Below are 21,059 nucleotides of genomic sequence, written 5' to 3' on the forward strand. Positions count from 1 at the left end.
CTATTTACAGATGACAATATTAGACGGTAGAAAGACCAGTAACGACATTAAGAATGAGATCAAGGCTGAAGTTGATAAAATGAAGGCTAATGGTGAAAAAGTTCCACATTTGGCAGCAGTTATTGTTGGAAATGATGGGGCTAGTTTAACCTATGTGGGTAGTAAGGTAAGAGCATGTGAACGCGTTGGTTTTGACTCTACCTTGGTAAAAATGCCTAATACCACAAGTGAGGTTGAGTTATTGGACAAAATTGATGAACTTAATAATGACCCAGAAATCGATGGGTTTATAGTTCAATTACCGCTACCAAAACAAATTGATACCCAGAAAGTCTTATTGGCGGTTAACGCTGATAAAGACGTTGATGGTTTTCACCCCACTAATTTTGGTAAAATGGCCTTGGACATGTCCACCTTTATACCGGCAACACCCTTTGGAATATTGGAGTTGTTAGATCGCTACAAGGTGGAGACAGATGGGAAACATACCGTAATTATAGGGCGTTCTCATATTGTGGGTCGTCCAATGAGCATCTTAATGGGTAGAAAAGGGTTTCCCGGGAACTCAACTGTAACCTTGACACATAGCCACACTAAAAATATAACACAGATTACCTCACAGGCCGATATCATCATTTCTGCCTTAGGTGTTCCAGGGTTCTTAAAAGCCGAGATGGTTAAGGACGACGCTGTGATTATCGATGTAGGTATCACTAGGGTGCCGGATGACTCTGAAAAAGGCTATTATATTACTGGTGATGTGGATTTTGAAAATGTAAGCAAAAAAGCCAGTTTTATCACCCCAGTTCCAGGAGGTGTGGGGCCAATGACAATTGCCATGCTTCTTAAGAATACGCTGTTAGCGCGAGAGCGTCACAGACTCGCTAAAAAGTAAGCGTCAAAATATTCAAAACCGTATAATCAGGGATTTATACGGTTTTTTTATTTCAGGGAATTCTTCTAACTTCTTTCACTTAAAACCAAACGTTATGAAGGTCCTAAGTGCTTTAATGCTCTCTATGCTGTTTCTGTTCTCTTGTCAGCAAAATTCTAATGATATTAATTCTGGTTTGTCGGTTGAAATCACAATTGATGAGGTCCTGAAAATTGATACCCTCAAGGGACGTATGATATTAATTCTATCAGATGACGACAGCCAGGAGCCACGCTTTCAGGTACGTCCAGATGTTAAGGCGCAACCAGTATTTGGAATGGATGTCAAGGATATTAATTCCCGTAGTGTTGTAGAATTTGATACCGAACAGTTAGGATTTCCATATACATCTCTTAGGGACATTCCTCCAGGAGCGTATCATGTTCAGGCTGTATTACACACTTATGAAACCTTCAATTTAAGTACAGGTCACACAGTTGAATTGCCCATGGATAATGGCGAAGGGCAACAATGGAACAGGTCGCCAGGAAATTTGATAAGTACTCCTGTTAAGGTTGAGATTACGGGGGATCCAAATCAGGTGATAGCAATCAATTTAGATCAAATCATTCCAGAAATAGAAGAGCCAGAGGATACCAAATGGATCAAGCACATACAAATGAAGTCTGATCTGTTATCAGAGTTTTGGGGGCGGGACATGTATTTAGGTGCACATGTCTTATTGCCTAAGGGCTTTGATGAGCATCCCGAGGCAAAGTATCCATTAATGATTTTCCATGGTCATTTCCCATCTGATTTTGGTGGTTTTAGAACAACACCTCCAGATGCAGAAATGGAGCCGGAATTCTCAGAACGTTTTGGTGTGGACGGCTACAATATTATTCAGCAACAAGAAGCTTATGACTTTTACAGACGATGGAATGACCCTGATTTTCCAAGATTCATAATTATCGAAATTCAGCACCCAACGCCCTATTATGACGATTCTTATGCGGTGAATTCTGCTAGTCAGGGACCTTATGGTGATGCCATTACCTATGAATTGATTCCTTACATAGAACAACAATTTCGTGGTATTGGGGAAGGCTGGTCCCGGTTTTTGTACGGTGGTTCTACTGGAGGATGGGAGGCCTTGGCCGTTCAGGTGATGTATCCCAATGAGTATAACGGCTGTTTTGCGGCTTGCCCTGATCCTATTGACTTTAGATCCTATACACTGGTAGATATTTATAATGATGACAATGCCTATTTTGAATCAGGGACTCACAAAAAAGTGTTACGACCCGGACATCGCGATTACTTGGGTAAGGTTAACGCCTCACTAAAGGATTACAACGATTTAGAATTGGTTTTAGGCACCAAATCCAGATCCGGACAACAATATGATATTTGGGAGGCCACCTATTCCCCTCAGGGAGATGACGGTTATCCTGTGCGTCTATGGGATAAGCAAACAGGTACAATTAATCATGAAGTGGCCAATTACTGGCAAGAGAATTACGACTTACGCTATATTTTGGAGCGGGACTGGGATAAAGTTGGAGAGGACCTAAAAGGGAAGATCCATATTTATTGTGGTGATATGGACAACTACTATTTGAATAATGCGGTGTATTTGATGGAAGATTTTCTGGAGAACACCAAGGATCCCTATTACGATGGTGAGGTGGATTACGGAGATAGGGCAGAACATTGTTGGAATGGGGATCAGGAGAATCCAAATCACATCTCACGCATGCGTTATAACAGTATGTATGTTCCTAAAATAATGAAGCGTATTATGGCATCAGCACCTCAAGGTGCAGACCTAACAAGTTGGAGGTATTAATAAGTCTACTTGGCAAACAATTGTCCCATATCCTTAAAGGCTTTAAACTCTAAAGCATTGCCTGCAGGGTCTTTAAAAAACATGGTTGCTTGTTCTCCTACCTGACCTTCAAATCGTATATAGGGCTCAATAATAAATGCAATACCTTTAGATTTTAGTAAGTCCGCAAATTCAGAAAAGGTATCCCATTCTAAGACCACTCCAAAGTGAGGCACTGGCACATCCTTTCCATCAACAAGGTTGGTATGAGCGTCCTCTTCGGTCTTGGGCTTGTAATGGATCACTAGTTGGTGTCCAAAGAAATTATAGTCGACCCAGTGATCGCTACTTCTACCTTCTTCAAAGTTGAGGGTATTGGTATAAAAGTCACGGCACTCGGCTAAATTATGAACTGGTATTGCCAGGTGAAAAGGTGAAAGTTGGGCCATAATTATTTTTTCTCCAAAATACTATTTGTGATGCTAATTGTCACTACAAAAATCAAATTTGCCATGTCTCATATAACTAATTGCGCTTGCAATTAATTTTCCAGGTAGGGAACACCACCTGCTCACTCGGATCTACCCATTCACCAACCCATTTATAGCCTTTATCATCGATATCATAGAAGGTTAAACGGTAAAAACCATCCATACCGTTTGGGGCTTGTTGCGGCCGGTATAATACTATAGTCCCATCATCTTTTTTTCCTCCTTCCCAGGTGGGGAGTATGGTTGTTGGAGTTTTTGAAGAATAATAATGCACATACCATTTGCTACTATCTGCAATAAATTGTCTTATACTGCCTGAGTGGCCACTGTCTGCCTTTAGGGTTTCATCCTGAACGGCCATACCGTTCATTATGTATTTCCATTCCCAGGTCATGGACATGGGTTCCGCCCAACTTTGATCTGGATTTCTGGTTTGAGAGCTGCAGGCGCAAGTGCCTATTAGGGCATCAAAATCTTTGATTTCCTTGGGAGCATCGGGGTTTGGTAAACCGTAAGGATGTTCTGTTGAGGCAGCATACTTGTTTTGAGAATAGGAGAAAAAGGTGAGGCCTAGAAATAGAAGATAGACTACTTTCATAACTATAAAGGATTGATTTAGCCTTTTAAAGTTAAGGATGTAGGATCTTCAAAATCAGTAATTAAGATTTAATTAACGCCGTTTGCGTCGCGGAAATTGCTCTTTAGCTTCAAAGGTCTTTCTAGAATCGCTAATCAGCTCACTTAAGACTTTGAACTCAGAATTGCTTAACTCGCGATATTCCCCAACAGGAACATCGAGTGTAATGTTCATAATGCGAATGCGCTTCAAGGTGCAAACATTGTAGTTTAAATAATCGCACATACGCCGGATTTGTCGGTTTAATCCCTGGGTAAGGATAATACTGAAGGTGTAGGTGTCTATTTTTTTTACGACACACTTCTTAGTCCGCTGGCCTAATTCTTCCAGATAAATACCACCAGCCATGCGTTCTACAAATGTTTGTGATATGGGCTTGTCCACGGTAACAACATACTCCTTTTCGTGATTGTTACTCGCCCTCAAAATCTTGTTGACGATGTCCCCATCATCCGTCAGTAGAATAAGTCCTTCACTCGGTTTATCTAGCCTGCCAATGGGGAATATGCGTTTGTGATACCCAATAAAATCAATAATGTTATCTTTCTCTACACGGGTATCCGTGGTGCAAACGATACCTACAGGTTTATTGAAGGCTAGATAGACAAAATCTTGTTTCCTGTCCTGAATTTCTTTACCATCTACCTTGATGAGGTCTGAAGACGACACCTTAACACCCATTTCAGGTTTTTGGCCATTTACGGTAACCCGCCCAGCTTCAATCAATTTGTCGGCTTGTCGCCTGGAACAATAGCCAACTTCACTCAGGTATTTATTTAATCGGGTTCCTTCAGACATTACAAATTTATGAAGTCAATGATTCGCGGGGTTAATGAGGTATCACGAAGACCGTGTCCAAATCCGGTGGTGGTAATCAATTCAGCGTTATTGTATTTACTGTTGAATTCCAAGGCATCCTCATAGGGTATGATTTTATCATGCTTGTCATGGATTATCAGACCATCTGCAGTAATGGATTGGGTAAAATTGGCCGCAGAAAAATAATCTACTGGTTTACCAAACCGCTGCAATACCAAATTATCCAGACCGTTCGAAATCCGACGATTGTAACCCATCATTTGCTTGTACCTTGAAAATACTCCAGTAAAGTGTGCTGGCGCTCCCAGTAAGACTAATTTTTTAATATTTTCAAAGTTGTTGTTATACTGGCAAAACACACTGGCCATACCCCCAACAGAATGCCCTATAAGCGTCATGGGGTTGTAATGCTTGATTACCTCTGCCAGGAATTCGGCATAAAAAATAGCGCTAAACAATTTACCGCCCGATTGGCCATGAACCGGGGCGTCCAGCGCTACAATATTAAAATCTTTCTTTTTTAAATCTTCAAGAATGTATTGCCATCTCGAGGCATTACTTTCCCAACCATGGGCTAGTAATACGGTTGGCCCACTGCCTTGCCAATGATAGGTGGCAATCTTTAAGCCGTCATAGCTTAAGTCTACCTGCTCAGCATCAGAGACTACTGTTTTTTGCTTCTCGTTATAACGCCCTTTTCTAGGGGAAGCAAATAGGGTTAAGGCCTTTTGGGATGCGTATCTGGAAGACACCAGGCTTGTGGCATTTAAGGCGTTACCTACGGATTTTATTACAAAGCTACTCATGCCTCTTCTCTGTTTACTGTATCAATTGAAAATGCGGGTTTGCAAATAGCCAAATACTCGCAGGGTTCTGTAAAAGGGTTGGAATATTGAATACGCGTTCCCTTTTCAATTTTTATAGATTGGCCGGCTTCAAGAACTACCGTATCACCGTCAATTATAAATTGTTTTTTCCCTTTAATGATAAAGGTGTACTCATCAAATTCTGGGGTTTGAAACGGCTCAGACCATCCCGGTGGGGCCACCATATGCGCTATGCTTAGTTCGGTGTTGCCGTCACTGGCAAGTCCAAAATGCTCCTTAATGATTTTCCCATCGTCTGTTGGAACCACAAAAGGATTGGTTTGAACTTTATATTTTTTAGCACTCATAAAACCTATTTTACCAATGGATCATAAAGTATTTGATCTTTGCCTGATCTGGAATTTGAATAGGATCAATATTCAGGTTCATATCAAATCGCATGTTGGCCGGCAATTCTTTTTTATCGATGGTAAAGGCGGCATCCGATCCTTTTACACTAACAACAATAGTGTTGATGAGGTTGTCAATTTTTTTCACTTCGTAAGCGGCTGTTAGATCTCCATAAGTACTGTTTAAATTGATGCCTTCAGCCGTTTGATAACGTTCGGTTTCAATTCGTATGGTTGAAATGGTCGCTGTAGAGTCCTGTGCTTCCGTTGGCGATAAGGTGAGCAGATGTTCTCCAAGAGTATCATAGACACGGATATCACTCACACTACCAATAAAACTCATATCATTTTCAAAGGTGGCAATGCTATCATTAGCAAAGATACCTTTAAGGTCTTTTATCTGAGTAGAATCATTTAATAAGCCCACACTGTGATTGCCTACTAAAAATGGGTCAATCGATTCTTTGGTGTTGCAGGCTGCCATGAGCAGCGCTGCTGCTATTAGGGTAATTAAGGGGCGAAAATTCATTGTCATTATTTAATCATTTTATTTAAAATACCTAAGATGCTTCTAATTACCGTTGGACTGGTAAGCACCTTTTCCAACGGGTGCATTCGTGTGCTTCGTCTTCTACCACTGCGTCTTGATTCTTTGCGGCGGAATTCACGTTCTTCTTTTTCTATTTTTTCTCGCTCTTCTTGAGCTTTAGCGCGTGCTTCTTCTTCCTGTGCTTTGGTTATTTTTTCATTAAGCAATTCATAAGCACTTTCACGATCTATTTGCTCATTATAAACTCTGGCCAGATCGGAGTTCTTAATCAAGGAGGTTAGCTCTTGTTGTGTCAACACATCCATCCGGCTCATGGGAGCCCGCATCATGGTGGCCGCCAATGGAGTGGGTTTTCCTTTTTCGTTTAAAGCCGATACCAGAGCCTCGCCAATACCCAGATTGGTGAGAATTTCGGCAGTGTTATAATAGTCTGAAATAGGGTAATTCTCTGCTGTAAGCTTAATGGCCTTTCGGTCCTTGGCGGTAAAGGCTCTTAAGGCGTGTTGTACTTTAAGACCTAACTGTCCAAGAACTTCAGGTGGTACATCTGTTGGGTTTTGGGTTACAAAATACAGGCCAACACCTTTACTTCTTATAAGCTTGACAATACTCTCTATTTGATTGAGTAAGGCCTTGGACGCTTCGTTAAAAATAAGATGGGCTTCATCTATAAACATCACCAGTTCTGGCCGGTCACTATCTCCTTGTTCGGGGAAGGTGTTATAGATCTCAGCCAGGAGACTTAGCATAAAGGTCGAGAACAACTTGGGACGATCCTGTATGTCGGTTAAGCGAATAATATTGATATAACCGCGGCCCTTATCATCAATTCTCAAAAGATCCTGCGTATCAAAGGACTTTTCTCCAAAAAACAAATCCCCGCCTTGCTGCTCTATCTCAATAAGCTTTCTAAGGATGGCACCCGTAGACGCGGTGGATATGCGGCCATAGGCTTCCTGAAACTCTTGTTTGCCTTCACCGGTGGCATACTGAAGGATCTTTTTAAAATCTTTAATATCCAGTAGCGGTAGGTTATGGTCATCACAGTATTTGAAAATCACAGAGATAATCCCGGCTTGCGTTTCGGTAACATCCAGAATCCTGGAAATTAAAACCGGACCAAACTCACTCATGGTAGCTCGTAATCGTACACCGTCCTGTTTAGAAAGCGTCATGATTTCTACGGGAAAGTTTTGCGCTTCAAAAGGGATGCCTATTTTCTCATGGCGCTCGTCAATTTTGGGATGCCCGGGGCTTGGTTGCGCAATACCACTCAAATCTCCCTTGATATCCATAAGGAGTACGGGTATGCCTTTATTAGACAGATTTTCGGCTAACACCTGAAGCGTCTTGGTTTTTCCAGTACCTGTAGCTCCGGCAATTAAACCGTGGCGGTTCATGGTTTTTAAGGGCACCTTCACCAGGGAATTGGTGAGGGTTTCTCCATCTAGCATGGCCGCGCCCAGCGTCAAATAATCACCTTTATAGCTATAACCAGCATCTATGTACTCTCGAAAGGATTGGGAAGTGCTCATGAGGTCAAAATTTGGGTAAAAATAACGTATTTTTAGTCAAGAAAATTCGAATCGAATGACAATGTATAGAACACTGGTCCTCGTCTTTACACTCTTTTCACTATCTGCTTGTAAAAACGATAATTCCTATCCAATATTTCATGCTTCTCATGAATATAGCAGGGCAGGAGCCCCCTTTTCGGATGCTGTGGAAACAGAGCATCTCTTATTCCTAACAGGGCAAATAGGAAAAGATCATCAATCTGGACAATTAGTTGAGGGTGGCATTACCGCTGAAACCCGACAAGTAATTGAGAATATTAAAGCTGTTTTAGAGCATCATGACCTAGGTCTGGACGATGTGGTCAAGTGCACGGTGATTTTAAGGGATATAAAGGATTTCTCGGAATTTAATACGGTCTATACCCAATACTTTACCAAAAAACCGGCACGTACCACCTTTGCTGCGGACGGATTGGCCGGCGGGGCCAGCATTGAGATTGAAGTGGTGGCCAAAAAGTGATAAATATATTTTAATTCATAGGATCATCATAATTAAATAGTATTGTTAAAACTATTATATAATTAGCAGTTTATTTTTGTTTGTTTAACAAAAACATTAAATTGTTAAACAAAAATATATATCATGAGTAATTATAGGCCGCCCTACATTGAGTACTCTGGCTATTTAATTAATGGTCAAATTGGACATTGGCAAGGAAATTATGCCGAAGTAACCTCTCAAATTGTATTGAATTCAGAAGGAAAAGGAACATTGATTGGCAAGGTTCCAGATATGGACAGTGATCATGCCTTATTGGCTTTGGATGCGGCGCAAAGGGCTTATGGCCGTGGTCAGGGTAAATGGCCAACAATGAAAGTTAAGGATCGAATTGAATGTGTTGAACGATTTGTATCCCTAATGACTAATCACAGGAATCAGGTAGTTGAACTTTTAATGTGGGAAATTGGAAAGAATAAATCCGATGCAGCTAAAGAGTTTGATAGAACGGTACAATATATTTATGATACTATAGAAGCCTATAAAAAACTGGACAGAAGAAGTGCAAGATTTGATAAGGAATCAAACATAAATGCTCATATAAGAAGAGGTCCTTTAGGAGTAGTATTATGTTTGGGCCCCTATAATTACCCATTAAATGAAACGTTTTGCTTGTTGATACCAGCTTTAATTATGGGCAATACTGCTATTTTTAAACCAGCAAAACTTGGTGTGCTTTTAATTACTCCGCTTTTAGATGCATTTCAAACTGCCTTTCCAGAGGGAGTAGTTAATATACTTTTTGGTAGAGGCAGAAATATTGCTGCCCCAGTTATGAAGACGGGTAAAGTTGATATTTTAGCCTTGATAGGACATAGTAGTTCGGCCGTTGCCCTGCAAGACTTACATCCCAATAAGAATAGACTAAGGTTGGTATTAGGATTGGAAGCTAATAATCCGGCTATTATTTTACCTGATGCTGATTTGGATCATACAGTAAAAGAATGCATATCAGGAACACTTTCCTATAATGGACAGCGATGTACTGCTCTAAAAGTTCTATATGTCCATAGTTCGATTGTAGGTAAATTTATAGAAATGTTCTCACGAGCTGTTGATGATTTGAAATATGGACTTCCCTGGGAAGACGGTGTATTTTTGACACCATTACCAGAGAAAAATAAACCTGAATATATACAAGGATTGATAAATGAAGCTATATCTAAAGGCGCTAATATCATGAATAAGAATGGAGGTAAAATGTCTGGTAATTTTTGCTATCCGGCAGTTTTATTTCCAGTTGATAAGTCAATGAAACTTTTTAATGAGGAACAGTTTGGACCCGTTATTCCGATTGTGGCCTTTGATAATATAAATGAACCTCTTGATGATATGGCTAATTCAGAATATGGTCAACAGGTAAGTTTATTTGGAAAAGATACTAGTAAGTTAGGTCCGCTGATTGACATTTTAGCGAATTTAGTGTGCAGGGTTAACTTAAATAGCTCATGCCAAAGAGGACCGGATGTTTATCCATTTACGGGAAGAAAAAATAGCGCAGTAAGTACGCTAAGCGTTTTTGATGCTCTTAGGTCTTTTTCAATACGAACATTCGTTGCATCTAAAGACAATGACTACAATAATGATATTCTACGAAACTTATTAAATTCACATCATTCTAATTTCATAAGCACCGAATACTTGCTTTAGTGGGCCATTTATACTACAAATTTATATTCATGCAATCGAATTAGTTTTCTTTGATGATTTGGGATGGACAATAAAAGGTATCTTTGCGCCCTATGACCAGAAGAGAACAGCAGGAGTTAATAGATCAGGGCTTGTTATTGCCACTGATGGAAGCCTTTTATACCATTCAGGGGGAAGGCTACCACAAAGGCACGGCCGCGTACTTTGTACGTATTGGTGGTTGTGATGTGGGATGCCATTGGTGTGACGTTAAGGAAAGCTGGCTGGCAGAAATACACCCACCAACGTCCACAGAAACCATTGTAAAGGATGCTTTAGCATACAGTGATACTATTGTGGTGACTGGTGGTGAGCCCTTGACCTGGGATATGGGACCTTTAACCTCTCAAATGAAGTCTGCCGGTGCTAAGACACATATTGAGACATCCGGTGCTTACCCTTTGTCAGGTACCTGGGACTGGATTTGCTTGTCTCCTAAAAAAATGAAACTACCAAAGGACGAGATCTATAAGGTGGCTAATGAATTAAAGGTGATTGTCTATAACAAAGACGATCTACGATTTGCTGAGGAACAAGCAACTCAGGTTAATGACAATTGCATTTTGTATTTGCAACCAGAATGGAGCAAGCGTGATAAAGTGATGCCTATGATAGTTGACTACGTGATGAAGCACCCCAAGTGGAAGGTGTCTCTTCAAACGCATAAGTATTTAAACATACCATAAAAAAAGCCTTTCTTAGTGAAAGGCTTTCTTATTTACTATAAGTACTTGTTTTACTTGGTAAACGGTACTTTAACACGAGTGGTGTCCCATCCAAGGAACATATCCACACCGCTGTCAGATTTATCAAAGGCTATTGAAAAGGCTTCTAAAGAGTCTTTTCCAGTCATCACAGGAACCTCTAGTCTGGCTACATCGTTGTCTTGCTTATAAAAATAGGCTCCCCAAACATTAAGGTCTGTGCTGATAACAGCGGTCCATGTATCTTTACCAGGAATCACATAAAAGGTATAAGTACCTGCAGGTACTTTGGTATCTCCCAACTTCATATCTACATATAAAGTTAGTTCGGCAGCTTCGTTGGCCCCAGTTCTCCAAACTTGACCTTCAGGAGCTAATTTGGCTAAAGAGCGCCCTTTAAGTTGTGGGCGGCTATAAACCACTTTAATCAGCTTGTTAGATTCTCTATAATCAGCTGGAAAAGAAGCGGCATCCATTGGACTCTTGTCAAGACCTTTAAATTCTTGTGCGTTGATTTGCATGCCTGCAAAAAGAACAATGGCTAGCATGGCCAATGTTTTGAATAATGATTGTTTCATGATTTTAATTTTTGCTAAAATTAAGAACTGACAGGCTATTGCTGCTAAATTTTAATAAACTTTAAGGATTTACGACCGAGGTTGGTGTGCAAATCAAGGAAATAACTTCCCGAGCTTAGTTCAGATACGTCAATTTCATAAAATCTGGTACTGGGTTCTGAGATCTTATCTATAAGAAGGTCTTTTAAATACTTACCATTAACATCGTAAAGTTGAATTCTCAAATGATCATTGCTTAAATACCTGATGTCAATTTTAAGCATGTTAGCTACTGGATTGTTCTCAAGCTGAATGAACGTATCATTTGGATCAAGGTTAGCGTCCTCCTCTGTGCTCAAGGACGCATCGGAAAACTTATACAGTGTGGTCCCTGCGCCATAGGCAAGTGTTGAATTGATAACAAAAATTTTGTTGAGATTGCTGCCAACGCCAAGATCGGTCCAGGTCTGACCCCCATCCTGGGTTTCATAAAACCCTGTGGTATAGCCTCCCATCCAGCCTGTATTCTCGGTAATAAAACCAACGGCCTGTACGTCTGTTTCAGGGGCGTCATAGCTATTCCAATCCTCACCTGCGTTAGTGGATTTAATGAGTTTTCCTGGAAACGGCTGAATAGAGAAGACCGATCCAAAAATGACATCTGTATTGGAATCAAGTACCTGAAGTTTCCAAACGTATTCTCCGGGAATATTGGAATTAAAAATCTCTACCCAGTCGGTACCTCCATTGGTAGTTTTTAAGATAAGGGCTCCATTAACATTTCTACCTGCGGCGTAACCAATAGATTCGTTAGCAAAGTGTATATCAACGAGGGCTGTGGCATAAGATGACATATCTATATAGGTCCAGGAATCGCCACTATCTGTTGATTTAATAATGTACGCAGGGGTAAAATAGGCGCCACAACCATAAATGGTGTTACTATTAACAGCATCAAGCCCACATATGGCCTCTGGATATGGGGTGATATTATCTACGAGTTCCCAATTATCACCGCCGTCTTGCGTCCAAAAAAAGGCATCGGATAAGGTTCCTAAAAACCCAACATCTGCATTAAGAAACTCGATTGCTCTAAAGTAAAAGTTTCCAGAAAGATCACTCTCACTTAGTTGCTCGGTCCAGGTCATGCCACCATCACTTGTTTTGTAAACTGAAGCAAAGGCACCGTTAGCTGCCCAGCCTGTATGGCCATTTATAAAATACACATCATCAAAACGTTGATTGTTGGGGTTGGATACGGCATCAGGTAAGTTTTGCCAAGTAGGTTGAGCCACAAGGCCTAATGAAATGGACAAAACGCATAGCAAGATTAGTTTCATTGGGTAAACTTTCAAATTGTAAAGTTAATAATCTTGTTTTCTACATAAAAGTTATAATTATAAACAAATATTTACTTTTTAGTTTAAAAAATTAATCATATTTAATCTTAATGTTTATTAATAGTAATATTTAATCGTGATTTGTATCTATAATTAATGTATTTGTATTATGTGTGGTATTGTTTGCGCTATCGATTTAAAACAAAGTGAATCGGTTTTAAGGCCTCAGCTATTGGAAATGTCTAAAAAGATTAGACACCGCGGTCCGGATTGGAGCGGTATCTATTCAAGCTTTAAAGCCATCCTTGCTCATGAGCGATTGGCTATCGTAGATCCTGCTTCAGGAAAGCAACCTTTATTTTCGGCAGATAAAAAACTGGTATTAGCCGCCAATGGTGAAATCTATAACCATCGGCTATTACGGGAGAACTTAGCCTTGGAATATGATTTTCAAACAGAAAGTGACTGCGAAGTAATCCTGGCCTTATATAAAGAAAAAGGAACAGAATTTCTTGATGATCTCAATGGGATTTTCGGGTTTGCTTTGTATGACGTGGAGTCTGATAGCTACCTGATTGCTAGAGATCACATGGGGATTATACCGTTGTATATGGGATGGGATGCACATGGTACTTTTTATGTCGCCTCCGAATTAAAGGCACTTGAAGGCATATGTGCGAAGGTAGAATTATTTCCACCGGGACATTATTTGAGTAGCAAAGACGCTGAGATTAAGCAATGGTATCAGCGTGACTGGACGGATTATGATGCGGTAAAATCTAACGAGACCTCCATCATAGAGCTTCAGCAAGCCCTAGAAGATGCAGTACACCGACAGTTAATGAGTGATGTGCCTTATGGCGTATTACTATCTGGTGGCCTGGATTCATCTATTACTTCTGCAATTGCAAAGAAATATTCCCAGATGCGCATAGAAGCAGATGATAAAGAAAAAGCCTGGTGGCCACAATTGCACAGTTTTTCAGTTGGGCTTGAGGGTTCTCCAGATCTGGCAGCCGCCCGCAAGGTGGCCGATCATATCGGCACTGTGCACCATGAAATAAAGTTTACCATTCAGGAAGGTCTGGATGCGATAAAAGATGTGATTTACCAATTGGAGACTTATGATATTACCACGGTTAGAGCCAGTACCCCTATGTATTTAATGGCACGCGTTATCAAATCGATGGGGATTAAAATGGTTCTTTCCGGAGAGGGTGCCGACGAGATTTTTGGGGGCTACCTGTATTTCCATAAAGCACCAAATGCTCAAGAATTCCATGAAGAGACCGTTAGAAAATTAGGCAAACTTCATATGTATGATTGTCTAAGAGCAAATAAGAGTTTGGCAGCCTGGGGTATTGAAGGACGAGTTCCATTTCTAGATAAAGAATTTATGGATGTGGCCATGAGAATTAATCCTCAGGATAAAATGATTACCGAGGATCGTATGGAGAAATGGGTTATTAGAAAGGCATTTGAAGACTACTTACCTGAAAGCGTAGCCTGGAGACAGAAGGAGCAATTTAGCGATGGTGTTGGTTATAGCTGGATTGATACTCTAAAAGAAATGGCAGAGGAAAAGGTGAGTGATCAGCAAATGGCCAATGCTCATTTTAGATTTCCTATCCAAACTCCACAGAACAAAGAGGAATATTATTACCGTACAATTTTTGAGTCGCATTTTCCAAGTGATACAGCAGCCAAAAGTGTTCCTCAAGAACCTAGTGTAGCTTGCAGTACTAAAATTGCACTGGAATGGGATGAGGCTTTCAAGAATATGAATGACCCCAGTGGAAGAGCTGTTGCAAAAGTTCATGAGGAAGCCTATGAATAGCAAATGATACTTAAAAGAATTATAAGCCAGTATTACTACTGGCTTTTCTTTTTTTTAGCAGCTAAATCGTAAAATAGTTCTAAAGATCGTCTGTAAACGCCTATATTTAGGGGCTTGACAGAAAGGTGTCATTTAAATGGCGTAATAAAGACCGGCTAGCCGTGATAGATTTGTGACATCAAATACATCAAAAATGAATCATGCAACTCTAAGCGAGAGCTTAATCTATCAAAGAACCTTAAAAGGGTATTCACAAGAAGAATTAGCGCACCTTTCTTCTGTAGGAATCAGGACCATTCAGCGTATCGAGAAAGGTGAGGTTAACCCGCATCTACAGACATTAAAATTATTAGCAGAAGCTCTGGAAATAGAAATGAATGAATTGGTAGTTGTTCAGAATCCAAATGAAGAAATTTTTCAAAGAAAATGGATGCTACTTATTCACGGCACCCCCTTCCTTGGGTTTATTATCCCCTTTGCCAATGTATTAATTCCGCTGTTTATATGGATTGCCAAAGCCGAAGATAATGCCATTTATGATGCGCACGGACGAGCTGTTGTTAACTTCCATGGCACCCTAAATCTTATCTTAATCCTATCCCTTGGAATGTTTTTTATTCTTCCGGGTTTTAATTTCATATTTACTGGCGCAGTGGTCCTCTTTGGTATTACAACCACACTGGTGAATATTAGTATGGCTCTTAACAAGCAGAAATGTAAGTACCCTTTATCCATTCCTTTTTTAAAACCGCGACAGTAGTTTAATCCATTTTTAGAGTTCAATTATGTTAGGATTATTAGTCATTATAATGATCTCATGGGGGATGTTATACCTTATTGAGAAAAAAAATTTAGGGGTATTAGGCGTTTTACCGTTGCACCAAAAAAGTCTGCAATTTTATTTAGGTTTTGGCTTAATGGCTGCGATTGTGCTATGCTACATTGGTATTGAAACCTATTGGCTGGACTTAGAATGGCAGTCAAATATATGGCAGCTCACCGACGTATTAGCAGCCTTTTGGTATCACCTAAAATCAGCGCTCACAGAGGACCTGGTTTTTAGAGGAGCTATACTGTATGTACTTATTAAAAGAATTGGTTCAAGATGGGCCATTTTGTGTTCTGCTGCGGTGTTTGGGGTTTACCATTGGTTCTCCTATGGGATTCTTCAAGAGCGTCTCATTTTATTGGCTTACATCTTATTAATTACTGGCATTACAGGTTGGATTTGGGCCTGGAGTTATTATAAGTCTAAATCCATAATGTTGGGTTTAGGTCTTCATGTTAGCTATAACCTGATGATGTCCTTTTTCTGCGAGAATCAACCGTACGGTGAATTATTGTTTACTCAGCTAACTCAGATTCAATTAACAGGGTGGGATGAGTTTAATTATTCCATGTTCAGAGGATTATTTCCATCGATTTGCACCTTTATGAGTTTGAAATTGATATTTAGTTCATCAAGATTCAAAAGATTTTTTACCTCCTCAACATGCAATTAAAGATTAACAAACATTCCAATGTAGTACGCATTATTGTTGCGCTGCTTCTATTTGCTCTGGTCTTTGTTTTGAGTGGTTTCACGAATACAGGAGCCTTAAAAACATATTTTCCTTACCTGTCCTGTTTAATGTTTGTCCTAGTTACCGGGATTCTTTTCAAAACTGAGAACAAGTCCTTAGGAACGATAGGATTAACTTTTAAATTCCAGCACTTGAGATTTCTTATTCTTGGAACATTCTTAGGCATTTGTGTTCTTTTATTGGCTAAGTATGTAAGATGTCTTTATTTGGGTGAATCGCTAAGACTCTCAAGTAGCGTGAACTTAGGAGATGTGTTTTTAGCCTTTTATTTCATTTTGCCTCAAGTGGCGACCGAGGAATTACTTTTTAGGGGATACCTGTTTTATAAAACTATTAAGATTACGAATGTGGTTGTGGCCAATATAGTATTCTCTGTGGTCTTTACTTTAGTTCACGTTTTAGATGAAGGGGTTGGCCAAAACAAAGGGCTGCTAATCATGTTGTTAATTTCGATACCTGTTGGTCATTTAATGTTTGCAACAGCCCTAATAAAATCAAAAACACTATGGTTTCCTATTGGTCTTCATTTAGGAAATAACTGGGCGACAAGACATATGGTTGGTTCTGAAAACCTAGGTGATAGCTTCTTTTACATAGAGGGCGCTAGTAACTTTGAAGCATGGGCGCCATTTATCACGGTCCTCATTATGACCAATGGGTGTTTTTTAATATTTACACTTCTGATTTGGAAGTGGGCTAGTATAATTAGAATCTGTAAATCGTTGTCTAAATGATTTAAGATTAGTGTCACTTTAATTGTCTTAAATGTAGCATAAAAGCTTACATTTGGGGACTAAATTTAATACTATGCGGAACCGCTTTTTCCACATATGTTTTTTACTATTTGGATGCACTATTCTATTTGCTCAAGAAACTGAAAAACTGGAGATTCCAGAGCCTATGATGTTCGACCTGGTCCGCGGTTTAGGGGCTGAACAAGGTGAGCTAGAAATCAATACCTTAGCTGACTTTCCTCTAAACAACACCAGTGTTAGACCTATTGAATGGGCCCCCGAAATTGAATATGCCTTATTTGATGGCTTTGCTGTGGAACTGGAATTTCCTTTTGCAGATGGTCATTTTGAAGCTTTTAAATATGCCATACAATATACATTGGGAACCTCTTCCAACAATAAGTATATTCATGGATTGCAATTTATAGGTGAGACGTATGTCAATGGTTCTATCACTGAGCTTAGTTTACTCTATATTCCCGCTTATCGTTTTAACGAAACCTGGAGCGCTTTGGGCTTATTTGGTCTAATGTACGAGGTGGGTTCAGATGCCAACCTCAATAAAAGAACCACTGTGCTCTTAAACGCGACACTATTTGCAGATATTGGTCATCATTCAGTTCTTGGCCTTGAGCTCAATAACAGTGACCCGACATTGCAATTGCGTGATGAAAATACCATGGTCCTTTTGGTGTTACCACAGTTTCATTACGAGTTTGATTTTGGTTTTTCGTTTCAGGTTGGATTTGGACCGCGTTTTATAGAAAATGAAACTGAGTATTCAGGTGTTCTAAGAGTAATTCAAACATTTTAAGAGACAATTTCCTGTAAGTCAGGACCTAATTTTAACCGGATATATTTCAGTCTTCAAGAAATTCATGAACCTAGCAGTAAGGTTCAGATAAAAAAAATCGTTAAAATTTAATTTAAAGTCATTTTTAGCGGTTTTAAAGCACTTTGACTATAATCTATTATTGTTAATAAATATGTGATAAATGTCTTAAAATGGTTAAAAATCACTTATTAATATCGTATCTTTGTTTTTAGAAATGAGGCTAATAGCGTCATTTTTTTATGTAGAAACGTATCAATTTTTATAAATAATGAGCGAAGAAAATAAAAAGCAATATAGTGCAGATAGTATTCAGGCCCTTGAGGGCATGGAGCACGTTAGAATGCGCCCCTCCATGTATATTGGAGATGTTGGCGTTAGGGGTCTGCACCATTTGGTTTATGAGGTTGTCGATAATTCTATTGATGAAGCATTGGCAGGGCACTGTAACAATATTACAGTAAGCATTAATGAAGATAATTCCATTACCGTTGAAGATGACGGTAGGGGGATCCCCGTGGGGCTTCACCAGAAAGAAGGAGTATCTGCCCTTGAAGTAGTAATGACTAAGATTGGTGCCGGGGGTAAGTTTGACAAAGATTCTTATAAAGTGTCTGGTGGATTGCACGGTGTTGGTGTGAGTTGTGTGAACGCTTTATCTGAACATTTAAAAGCAACAGTGCATAGAGAAGGTAAGGTATGGGAACAGGAGTATGAGCGTGGTAAAACACTATACCCTGTAAAATCTGTCGGGGAATCTGATAAAACAGGAACCATTGTAACCTTTAAGCCAGACGGTATTATTTTTACCCAGACCAGAGAGTACAATTATGATACTCTGGCTAGCAGAATGCGCGAACTAGCCTACCTGAATAAGGGAATCACAGTACATCTTATAGATAAGAGACATACCAAAGAGGATGGTTCTTTTGAAGGCGAAACATTCCATTCTGAAAATGGTTTGCCGGAATTCGTAAAGTACTTAGATAGTAACCGTGAGCCTTTAATGAAAGATGTAATCTCTTTCGAAGGTGAAAAAAATGGTGTGCCAGTTGAGGTAGCTATGGTGTACAATACATCTTATTCTGAGAATTTGCATTCCTATGTTAACAATATTAACACGCATGAAGGTGGTACACACCTTACTGGTTTCAGACGTGGATTAACCCATACACTTAAAAAGTATGCGGATAATTCTGGTTTGCTTGACAAGCTTAAGTTTGAAATTTCAGGTGATGATTTCCGTGAGGGTTTAACAGCTATTGTATCGGTAAAAGTAGCAGAGCCTCAGTTTGAAGGACAGACCAAAACAAAGTTGGGTAACCGTGAGGTGTCCTCATCGGTAAGTCAGGCTGTTTCTGAAATGTTGACCGATTATTTGGAAGAGCATCCAGATGATGCTAAAACCATAGTTCAAAAGGTGATACTTGCTGCTCAGGCACGACATGCTGCGCAGAAAGCGCGCGAAATGGTGCAGCGTAAAACGGTGATGAGTATTGGAGGCCTGCCTGGAAAACTTACCGATTGTTCTGAGCAAGACCCATCAAAATGTGAGTTGTACCTAGTTGAGGGAGACTCTGCAGGTGGTACGGCTAAGTCTGGACGAGACCGTAATTTCCAAGCCATCTTACCACTTCGTGGAAAAATTCTAAATGTGGAAAAAGCCATGCAGCACAAGGTGTTCGAGAACGAAGAGATTAAAAACATCTTTACGGCTCTTGGGGTTACTATTGGTACAGAAGAAGATAGCAAAGCACTTAATTTATCGAAATTGAGATACCATAAAGTGATTATTATGTGTGATGCCGATATTGATGGTAGCCACATTGCCACTTTAATCCTCACCTTCTTCTTCAGATATATGAAAGAGCTTGTTGAGCAAGGTCACGTTTATATTGCTACACCGCCATTATATTTAGTGAAAAAAGGTTCTAAGAAGCAATACGCCTGGAACGATAATGAGCGCGATGGTATTGTAGAAAAGTTTGGAGATAATTCTAAAATCCAGCGATATAAGGGGCTTGGTGAGATGAATGCGGAACAGCTTTGGGATACAACTATGAACCCTGAGTTTAGGACACTTAGACAAGTAAATATTGAAAACGGAAGCGAAGCAGACCGTATTTTCTCAATGCTTATGGGAGATGAGGTACCACCGCGTAGAGAATTCATAGAAAAGAATGCAATTTATGCCAATATCGACGCCTAATAGTCGTTGATAATTGAAATTTTAAAGGGTGCTATTACAGCACCCTTTTTTTATTAGGAATACTATGATTAATATCATGGAAATTCTACTGTAAAGCCTTAATTTTGTATGCGATTTTTAAACTAAAAATAACTTAATTATGAAAGTAACGATAGTTGGTGCAGGAGCGGTTGGTGCAAGCTGCGCTGAATACATTGCCATAAAGGATTTTGCATCGGAAGTGGTTATTCTTGATATTAAAGAAGGTTATGCCGAAGGTAAAGCTATGGACCTTATGCAGTGTGCTTCTTTAAACGGATTTGATACAAAAATAACAGGGTCTACCAATGACTATTCTAAAACTGCGAATAGTGATATTTGTGTGATTACTTCTGGTATCCCAAGAAAACCAGGTATGACCAGAGAAGAATTAATTGGTATCAATGCTGGTATTGTAAAAACGGTTTCCGCTAGTTTAATTGAGCATTCACCTAACACTATCATTATTGTGGTAAGTAATCCAATGGATACCATGACTTACCTTGTTCATAAGACAACAATCCTTCCAAAGAATAGAATAATTGGTATGGGTGGGGCACTAGATTCTGCTAGATTCAAGTACAGATTGGCAGAAGCTTTGGATGCGCCAATTAGTGATATAGACGGCATGGTGATTGGAGGACATTCTGATGTTGGAATGGTGCCATTGACATCTCATGCCACTAGAAACAGCATTAAAGTATCTGAGTTCATTTCAGAAGAACGCTTAAATCAGGTTAAAGAAGATACCAAGGTAGGTGGTGCTACGTTAACCAAACTGCTAGGAACTTCAGCATGGTACGCGCCAGGTGCAGCGGTAAGTGCTCTAGTTCAGGCAATTGCTTGTGATCAGAAAAAGATGTTCCCATGTTCAGCACTTTTAGAAGGTGAGTTTGGTTTAAATGATATTTCTATTGGTGTTCCAGTGATCTTAGGGAAAAATGGAATTGAGGAAATTGTTGAAATAGAATTAAGTGAAGCGGAATTAAACCATTTGAAAACTAGTGCCGAGGGTGTAAGTAAGACCAATGGATTATTAGATTTGGAAGTGGCTGTATAACCACC

The 21,059-nt window shown here is 39.7% G+C and carries 21 protein-coding genes; 12 read left to right on the plus strand and 9 right to left on the minus strand.

Translation table 11 applies throughout. The features are described 5' to 3' along the window. Window positions 1-10: 10 nt before the first annotated feature. Complete coding sequence (locus DN064_RS13865; RefSeq protein WP_115463257.1) at window positions 11-895, plus strand: bifunctional 5,10-methylenetetrahydrofolate dehydrogenase/5,10-methenyltetrahydrofolate cyclohydrolase; 885 nt, start codon at window positions 11-13, stop codon at window positions 893-895. Window positions 896-989: 94 nt separating this feature from the next. Further along, complete coding sequence (locus tag DN064_RS13870) at window positions 990-2,723, plus strand: hypothetical protein (RefSeq protein ID WP_115463258.1); 1,734 nt, start codon at window positions 990-992, stop codon at window positions 2,721-2,723. Between the two features lie 5 nt (window positions 2,724-2,728). Here DN064_RS13870 and DN064_RS13875 read toward each other — a convergent pair whose 3' ends face one another. The 7 genes from DN064_RS13875 to DN064_RS13905 form a co-directional block, all read right to left on the minus strand. Further along, window positions 2,729-3,151 (minus strand): VOC family protein, encoded by a 423-nt coding sequence (locus tag DN064_RS13875; protein WP_115463259.1) that lies wholly within the window; start codon window positions 3,149-3,151, stop codon window positions 2,729-2,731. 76 nt (window positions 3,152-3,227) lie between these two features. Continuing rightward, window positions 3,228-3,791 carry a hypothetical protein gene (locus DN064_RS13880; RefSeq protein WP_115463260.1) on the minus strand — a complete coding sequence of 188 codons (564 nt, stop codon included), beginning with the start codon at window positions 3,789-3,791 and terminating at the stop codon, window positions 3,228-3,230. A 72-nt stretch (window positions 3,792-3,863) separates the two neighbouring features. Continuing rightward, the gene (rluF, locus tag DN064_RS13885; RefSeq protein WP_115463261.1) at window positions 3,864-4,628 is read right to left on the minus strand and encodes a 23S rRNA pseudouridine(2604) synthase RluF; all 765 of its coding nucleotides are present in this window, start codon (window positions 4,626-4,628) and stop codon (window positions 3,864-3,866) included. Further along, window positions 4,628-5,455 (minus strand): alpha/beta fold hydrolase, encoded by an 828-nt coding sequence (locus DN064_RS13890; protein ID WP_115463262.1) that lies wholly within the window; start codon window positions 5,453-5,455, stop codon window positions 4,628-4,630. The genes rluF and DN064_RS13890 overlap by 1 nt, the downstream gene beginning before the upstream one ends. Beyond that, on the minus strand, window positions 5,452-5,823 hold the full coding sequence (locus DN064_RS13895; protein WP_115463263.1) for a cupin domain-containing protein: 372 nt from the start codon (window positions 5,821-5,823) through the stop codon (window positions 5,452-5,454). The genes DN064_RS13890 and DN064_RS13895 overlap by 4 nt, the downstream gene beginning before the upstream one ends. A 10-nt stretch (window positions 5,824-5,833) precedes the next feature. Further along, window positions 5,834-6,400, minus strand: a complete 567-nt coding sequence (locus DN064_RS13900; protein ID WP_232827502.1) for a hypothetical protein — start codon at window positions 6,398-6,400, stop codon at window positions 5,834-5,836. Then, window positions 6,400-7,950, minus strand: a complete 1,551-nt coding sequence (locus DN064_RS13905) for a helicase HerA-like domain-containing protein (protein WP_115463264.1) — start codon at window positions 7,948-7,950, stop codon at window positions 6,400-6,402. Before DN064_RS13905 ends, DN064_RS13900 begins: the two co-directional genes overlap by 1 nt. A 55-nt stretch (window positions 7,951-8,005) precedes the next feature. Between DN064_RS13905 and DN064_RS13910 the strand changes: the two genes are divergently transcribed. The 3 genes from DN064_RS13910 (at window position 8,006) to DN064_RS13920 (ending at window position 10,866) form a co-directional block, all read left to right on the plus strand. Continuing rightward, a complete protein-coding gene (locus DN064_RS13910) occupies window positions 8,006-8,452 on the plus strand; it encodes a RidA family protein (protein WP_115463265.1) in 447 nt (148 codons plus the stop codon). Window positions 8,453-8,575: 123 nt separating this feature from the next. After that, window positions 8,576-10,141 (plus strand): NADP-dependent glyceraldehyde-3-phosphate dehydrogenase, encoded by a 1,566-nt coding sequence (locus tag DN064_RS13915; RefSeq protein ID WP_115463266.1) that lies wholly within the window; start codon window positions 8,576-8,578, stop codon window positions 10,139-10,141. A 92-nt stretch (window positions 10,142-10,233) separates the two neighbouring features. Then, the gene (locus DN064_RS13920) at window positions 10,234-10,866 is read left to right on the plus strand and encodes a 7-carboxy-7-deazaguanine synthase QueE (protein WP_115463267.1); all 633 of its coding nucleotides are present in this window, start codon (window positions 10,234-10,236) and stop codon (window positions 10,864-10,866) included. A 50-nt stretch (window positions 10,867-10,916) separates the two neighbouring features. On the opposite strand, the gene DN064_RS13925 is transcribed toward DN064_RS13920, so the two are convergent. Together DN064_RS13925 and DN064_RS13930 are read right to left on the minus strand one after the other, a co-directional pair. After that, complete coding sequence (locus DN064_RS13925) at window positions 10,917-11,462, minus strand: DUF2911 domain-containing protein (RefSeq protein WP_115463268.1); 546 nt, start codon at window positions 11,460-11,462, stop codon at window positions 10,917-10,919. A 44-nt stretch (window positions 11,463-11,506) separates the two neighbouring features. Continuing rightward, window positions 11,507-12,781, minus strand: coding sequence for a YCF48-related protein (locus DN064_RS13930; RefSeq protein ID WP_115463269.1), 1,275 nt, complete (start codon window positions 12,779-12,781; stop codon window positions 11,507-11,509). 169 nt (window positions 12,782-12,950) lie between these two features. Between DN064_RS13930 and asnB the strand changes: the two genes are divergently transcribed. The 7 genes from asnB (at window position 12,951) to mdh (ending at window position 21,054) form a co-directional block, all read left to right on the plus strand. Then, entirely contained in the window at window positions 12,951-14,618 is a 1,668-nt protein-coding gene (gene asnB / locus DN064_RS13935; protein WP_115463270.1) for an asparagine synthase B, read from the plus strand. Between the two features lie 193 nt (window positions 14,619-14,811). Further along, entirely contained in the window at window positions 14,812-15,378 is a 567-nt protein-coding gene (locus tag DN064_RS13940) for a helix-turn-helix domain-containing protein (RefSeq protein WP_115463271.1), read from the plus strand. A 25-nt stretch (window positions 15,379-15,403) separates the two neighbouring features. Continuing rightward, window positions 15,404-16,120 (plus strand): CPBP family intramembrane glutamic endopeptidase, encoded by a 717-nt coding sequence (locus DN064_RS13945; protein ID WP_115463272.1) that lies wholly within the window; start codon window positions 15,404-15,406, stop codon window positions 16,118-16,120. Next, on the plus strand, window positions 16,111-16,935 hold the full coding sequence (locus DN064_RS13950) for a CPBP family intramembrane glutamic endopeptidase (RefSeq protein WP_115463273.1): 825 nt from the start codon (window positions 16,111-16,113) through the stop codon (window positions 16,933-16,935). The genes DN064_RS13945 and DN064_RS13950 overlap by 10 nt, the downstream gene beginning before the upstream one ends. A gap of 73 nt (window positions 16,936-17,008) precedes the next feature. After that, window positions 17,009-17,749 carry a hypothetical protein gene (locus tag DN064_RS13955; protein ID WP_157962323.1) on the plus strand — a complete coding sequence of 247 codons (741 nt, stop codon included), beginning with the start codon at window positions 17,009-17,011 and terminating at the stop codon, window positions 17,747-17,749. A gap of 289 nt (window positions 17,750-18,038) precedes the next feature. Beyond that, on the plus strand, window positions 18,039-19,976 hold the full coding sequence (gene gyrB, locus DN064_RS13960) for a DNA topoisomerase (ATP-hydrolyzing) subunit B (protein WP_115463275.1): 1,938 nt from the start codon (window positions 18,039-18,041) through the stop codon (window positions 19,974-19,976). 139 nt (window positions 19,977-20,115) lie between these two features. Next, window positions 20,116-21,054 (plus strand): malate dehydrogenase, encoded by a 939-nt coding sequence (gene mdh / locus DN064_RS13965; RefSeq protein ID WP_115463276.1) that lies wholly within the window; start codon window positions 20,116-20,118, stop codon window positions 21,052-21,054. The last annotated feature ends 5 nt before the right edge of the window (window positions 21,055-21,059 follow it).

This window comes from Winogradskyella aurantiaca, assembly GCF_003362725.1.
Taxonomy (GTDB): domain Bacteria; phylum Bacteroidota; class Bacteroidia; order Flavobacteriales; family Flavobacteriaceae; genus Winogradskyella_A; species Winogradskyella_A aurantiaca.

Excerpts from the sequence above, each read along its gene's own strand:
- DN064_RS13865 (WP_115463257.1), top strand. The coding sequence starts at position 11 with ATGACAATATTAGACGGTAGAAAGACCAGTAACGACATTAAGAATGAG.
- DN064_RS13870 (WP_115463258.1), top strand. The coding sequence starts at position 990 with ATGAAGGTCCTAAGTGCTTTAATGCTCTCTATGCTGTTTCTGTTCTCT.
- DN064_RS13875 (WP_115463259.1), bottom strand. The coding sequence starts at position 3,151 with ATGGCCCAACTTTCACCTTTTCACCTGGCAATACCAGTTCATAATTTA.
- DN064_RS13880 (WP_115463260.1), bottom strand. The coding sequence starts at position 3,791 with ATGAAAGTAGTCTATCTTCTATTTCTAGGCCTCACCTTTTTCTCCTAT.
- rluF (WP_115463261.1), bottom strand. The coding sequence starts at position 4,628 with ATGTCTGAAGGAACCCGATTAAATAAATACCTGAGTGAAGTTGGCTAT.
- DN064_RS13890 (WP_115463262.1), bottom strand. The coding sequence starts at position 5,455 with ATGAGTAGCTTTGTAATAAAATCCGTAGGTAACGCCTTAAATGCCACA.
- DN064_RS13895 (WP_115463263.1), bottom strand. The coding sequence starts at position 5,823 with ATGAGTGCTAAAAAATATAAAGTTCAAACCAATCCTTTTGTGGTTCCA.
- DN064_RS13900 (WP_232827502.1), bottom strand. The coding sequence starts at position 6,400 with ATGACAATGAATTTTCGCCCCTTAATTACCCTAATAGCAGCAGCGCTG.
- DN064_RS13905 (WP_115463264.1), bottom strand. The coding sequence starts at position 7,950 with ATGAGCACTTCCCAATCCTTTCGAGAGTACATAGATGCTGGTTATAGC.
- DN064_RS13910 (WP_115463265.1), top strand. The coding sequence starts at position 8,006 with ATGACAATGTATAGAACACTGGTCCTCGTCTTTACACTCTTTTCACTA.
- DN064_RS13915 (WP_115463266.1), top strand. The coding sequence starts at position 8,576 with ATGAGTAATTATAGGCCGCCCTACATTGAGTACTCTGGCTATTTAATT.
- DN064_RS13920 (WP_115463267.1), top strand. The coding sequence starts at position 10,234 with ATGACCAGAAGAGAACAGCAGGAGTTAATAGATCAGGGCTTGTTATTG.
- DN064_RS13925 (WP_115463268.1), bottom strand. The coding sequence starts at position 11,462 with ATGAAACAATCATTATTCAAAACATTGGCCATGCTAGCCATTGTTCTT.
- DN064_RS13930 (WP_115463269.1), bottom strand. The coding sequence starts at position 12,781 with ATGAAACTAATCTTGCTATGCGTTTTGTCCATTTCATTAGGCCTTGTG.
- asnB (WP_115463270.1), top strand. The coding sequence starts at position 12,951 with ATGTGTGGTATTGTTTGCGCTATCGATTTAAAACAAAGTGAATCGGTT.
- DN064_RS13940 (WP_115463271.1), top strand. The coding sequence starts at position 14,812 with ATGAATCATGCAACTCTAAGCGAGAGCTTAATCTATCAAAGAACCTTA.
- DN064_RS13945 (WP_115463272.1), top strand. The coding sequence starts at position 15,404 with ATGTTAGGATTATTAGTCATTATAATGATCTCATGGGGGATGTTATAC.
- DN064_RS13950 (WP_115463273.1), top strand. The coding sequence starts at position 16,111 with ATGCAATTAAAGATTAACAAACATTCCAATGTAGTACGCATTATTGTT.
- DN064_RS13955 (WP_157962323.1), top strand. The coding sequence starts at position 17,009 with ATGCGGAACCGCTTTTTCCACATATGTTTTTTACTATTTGGATGCACT.
- gyrB (WP_115463275.1), top strand. The coding sequence starts at position 18,039 with ATGAGCGAAGAAAATAAAAAGCAATATAGTGCAGATAGTATTCAGGCC.
- mdh (WP_115463276.1), top strand. The coding sequence starts at position 20,116 with ATGAAAGTAACGATAGTTGGTGCAGGAGCGGTTGGTGCAAGCTGCGCT.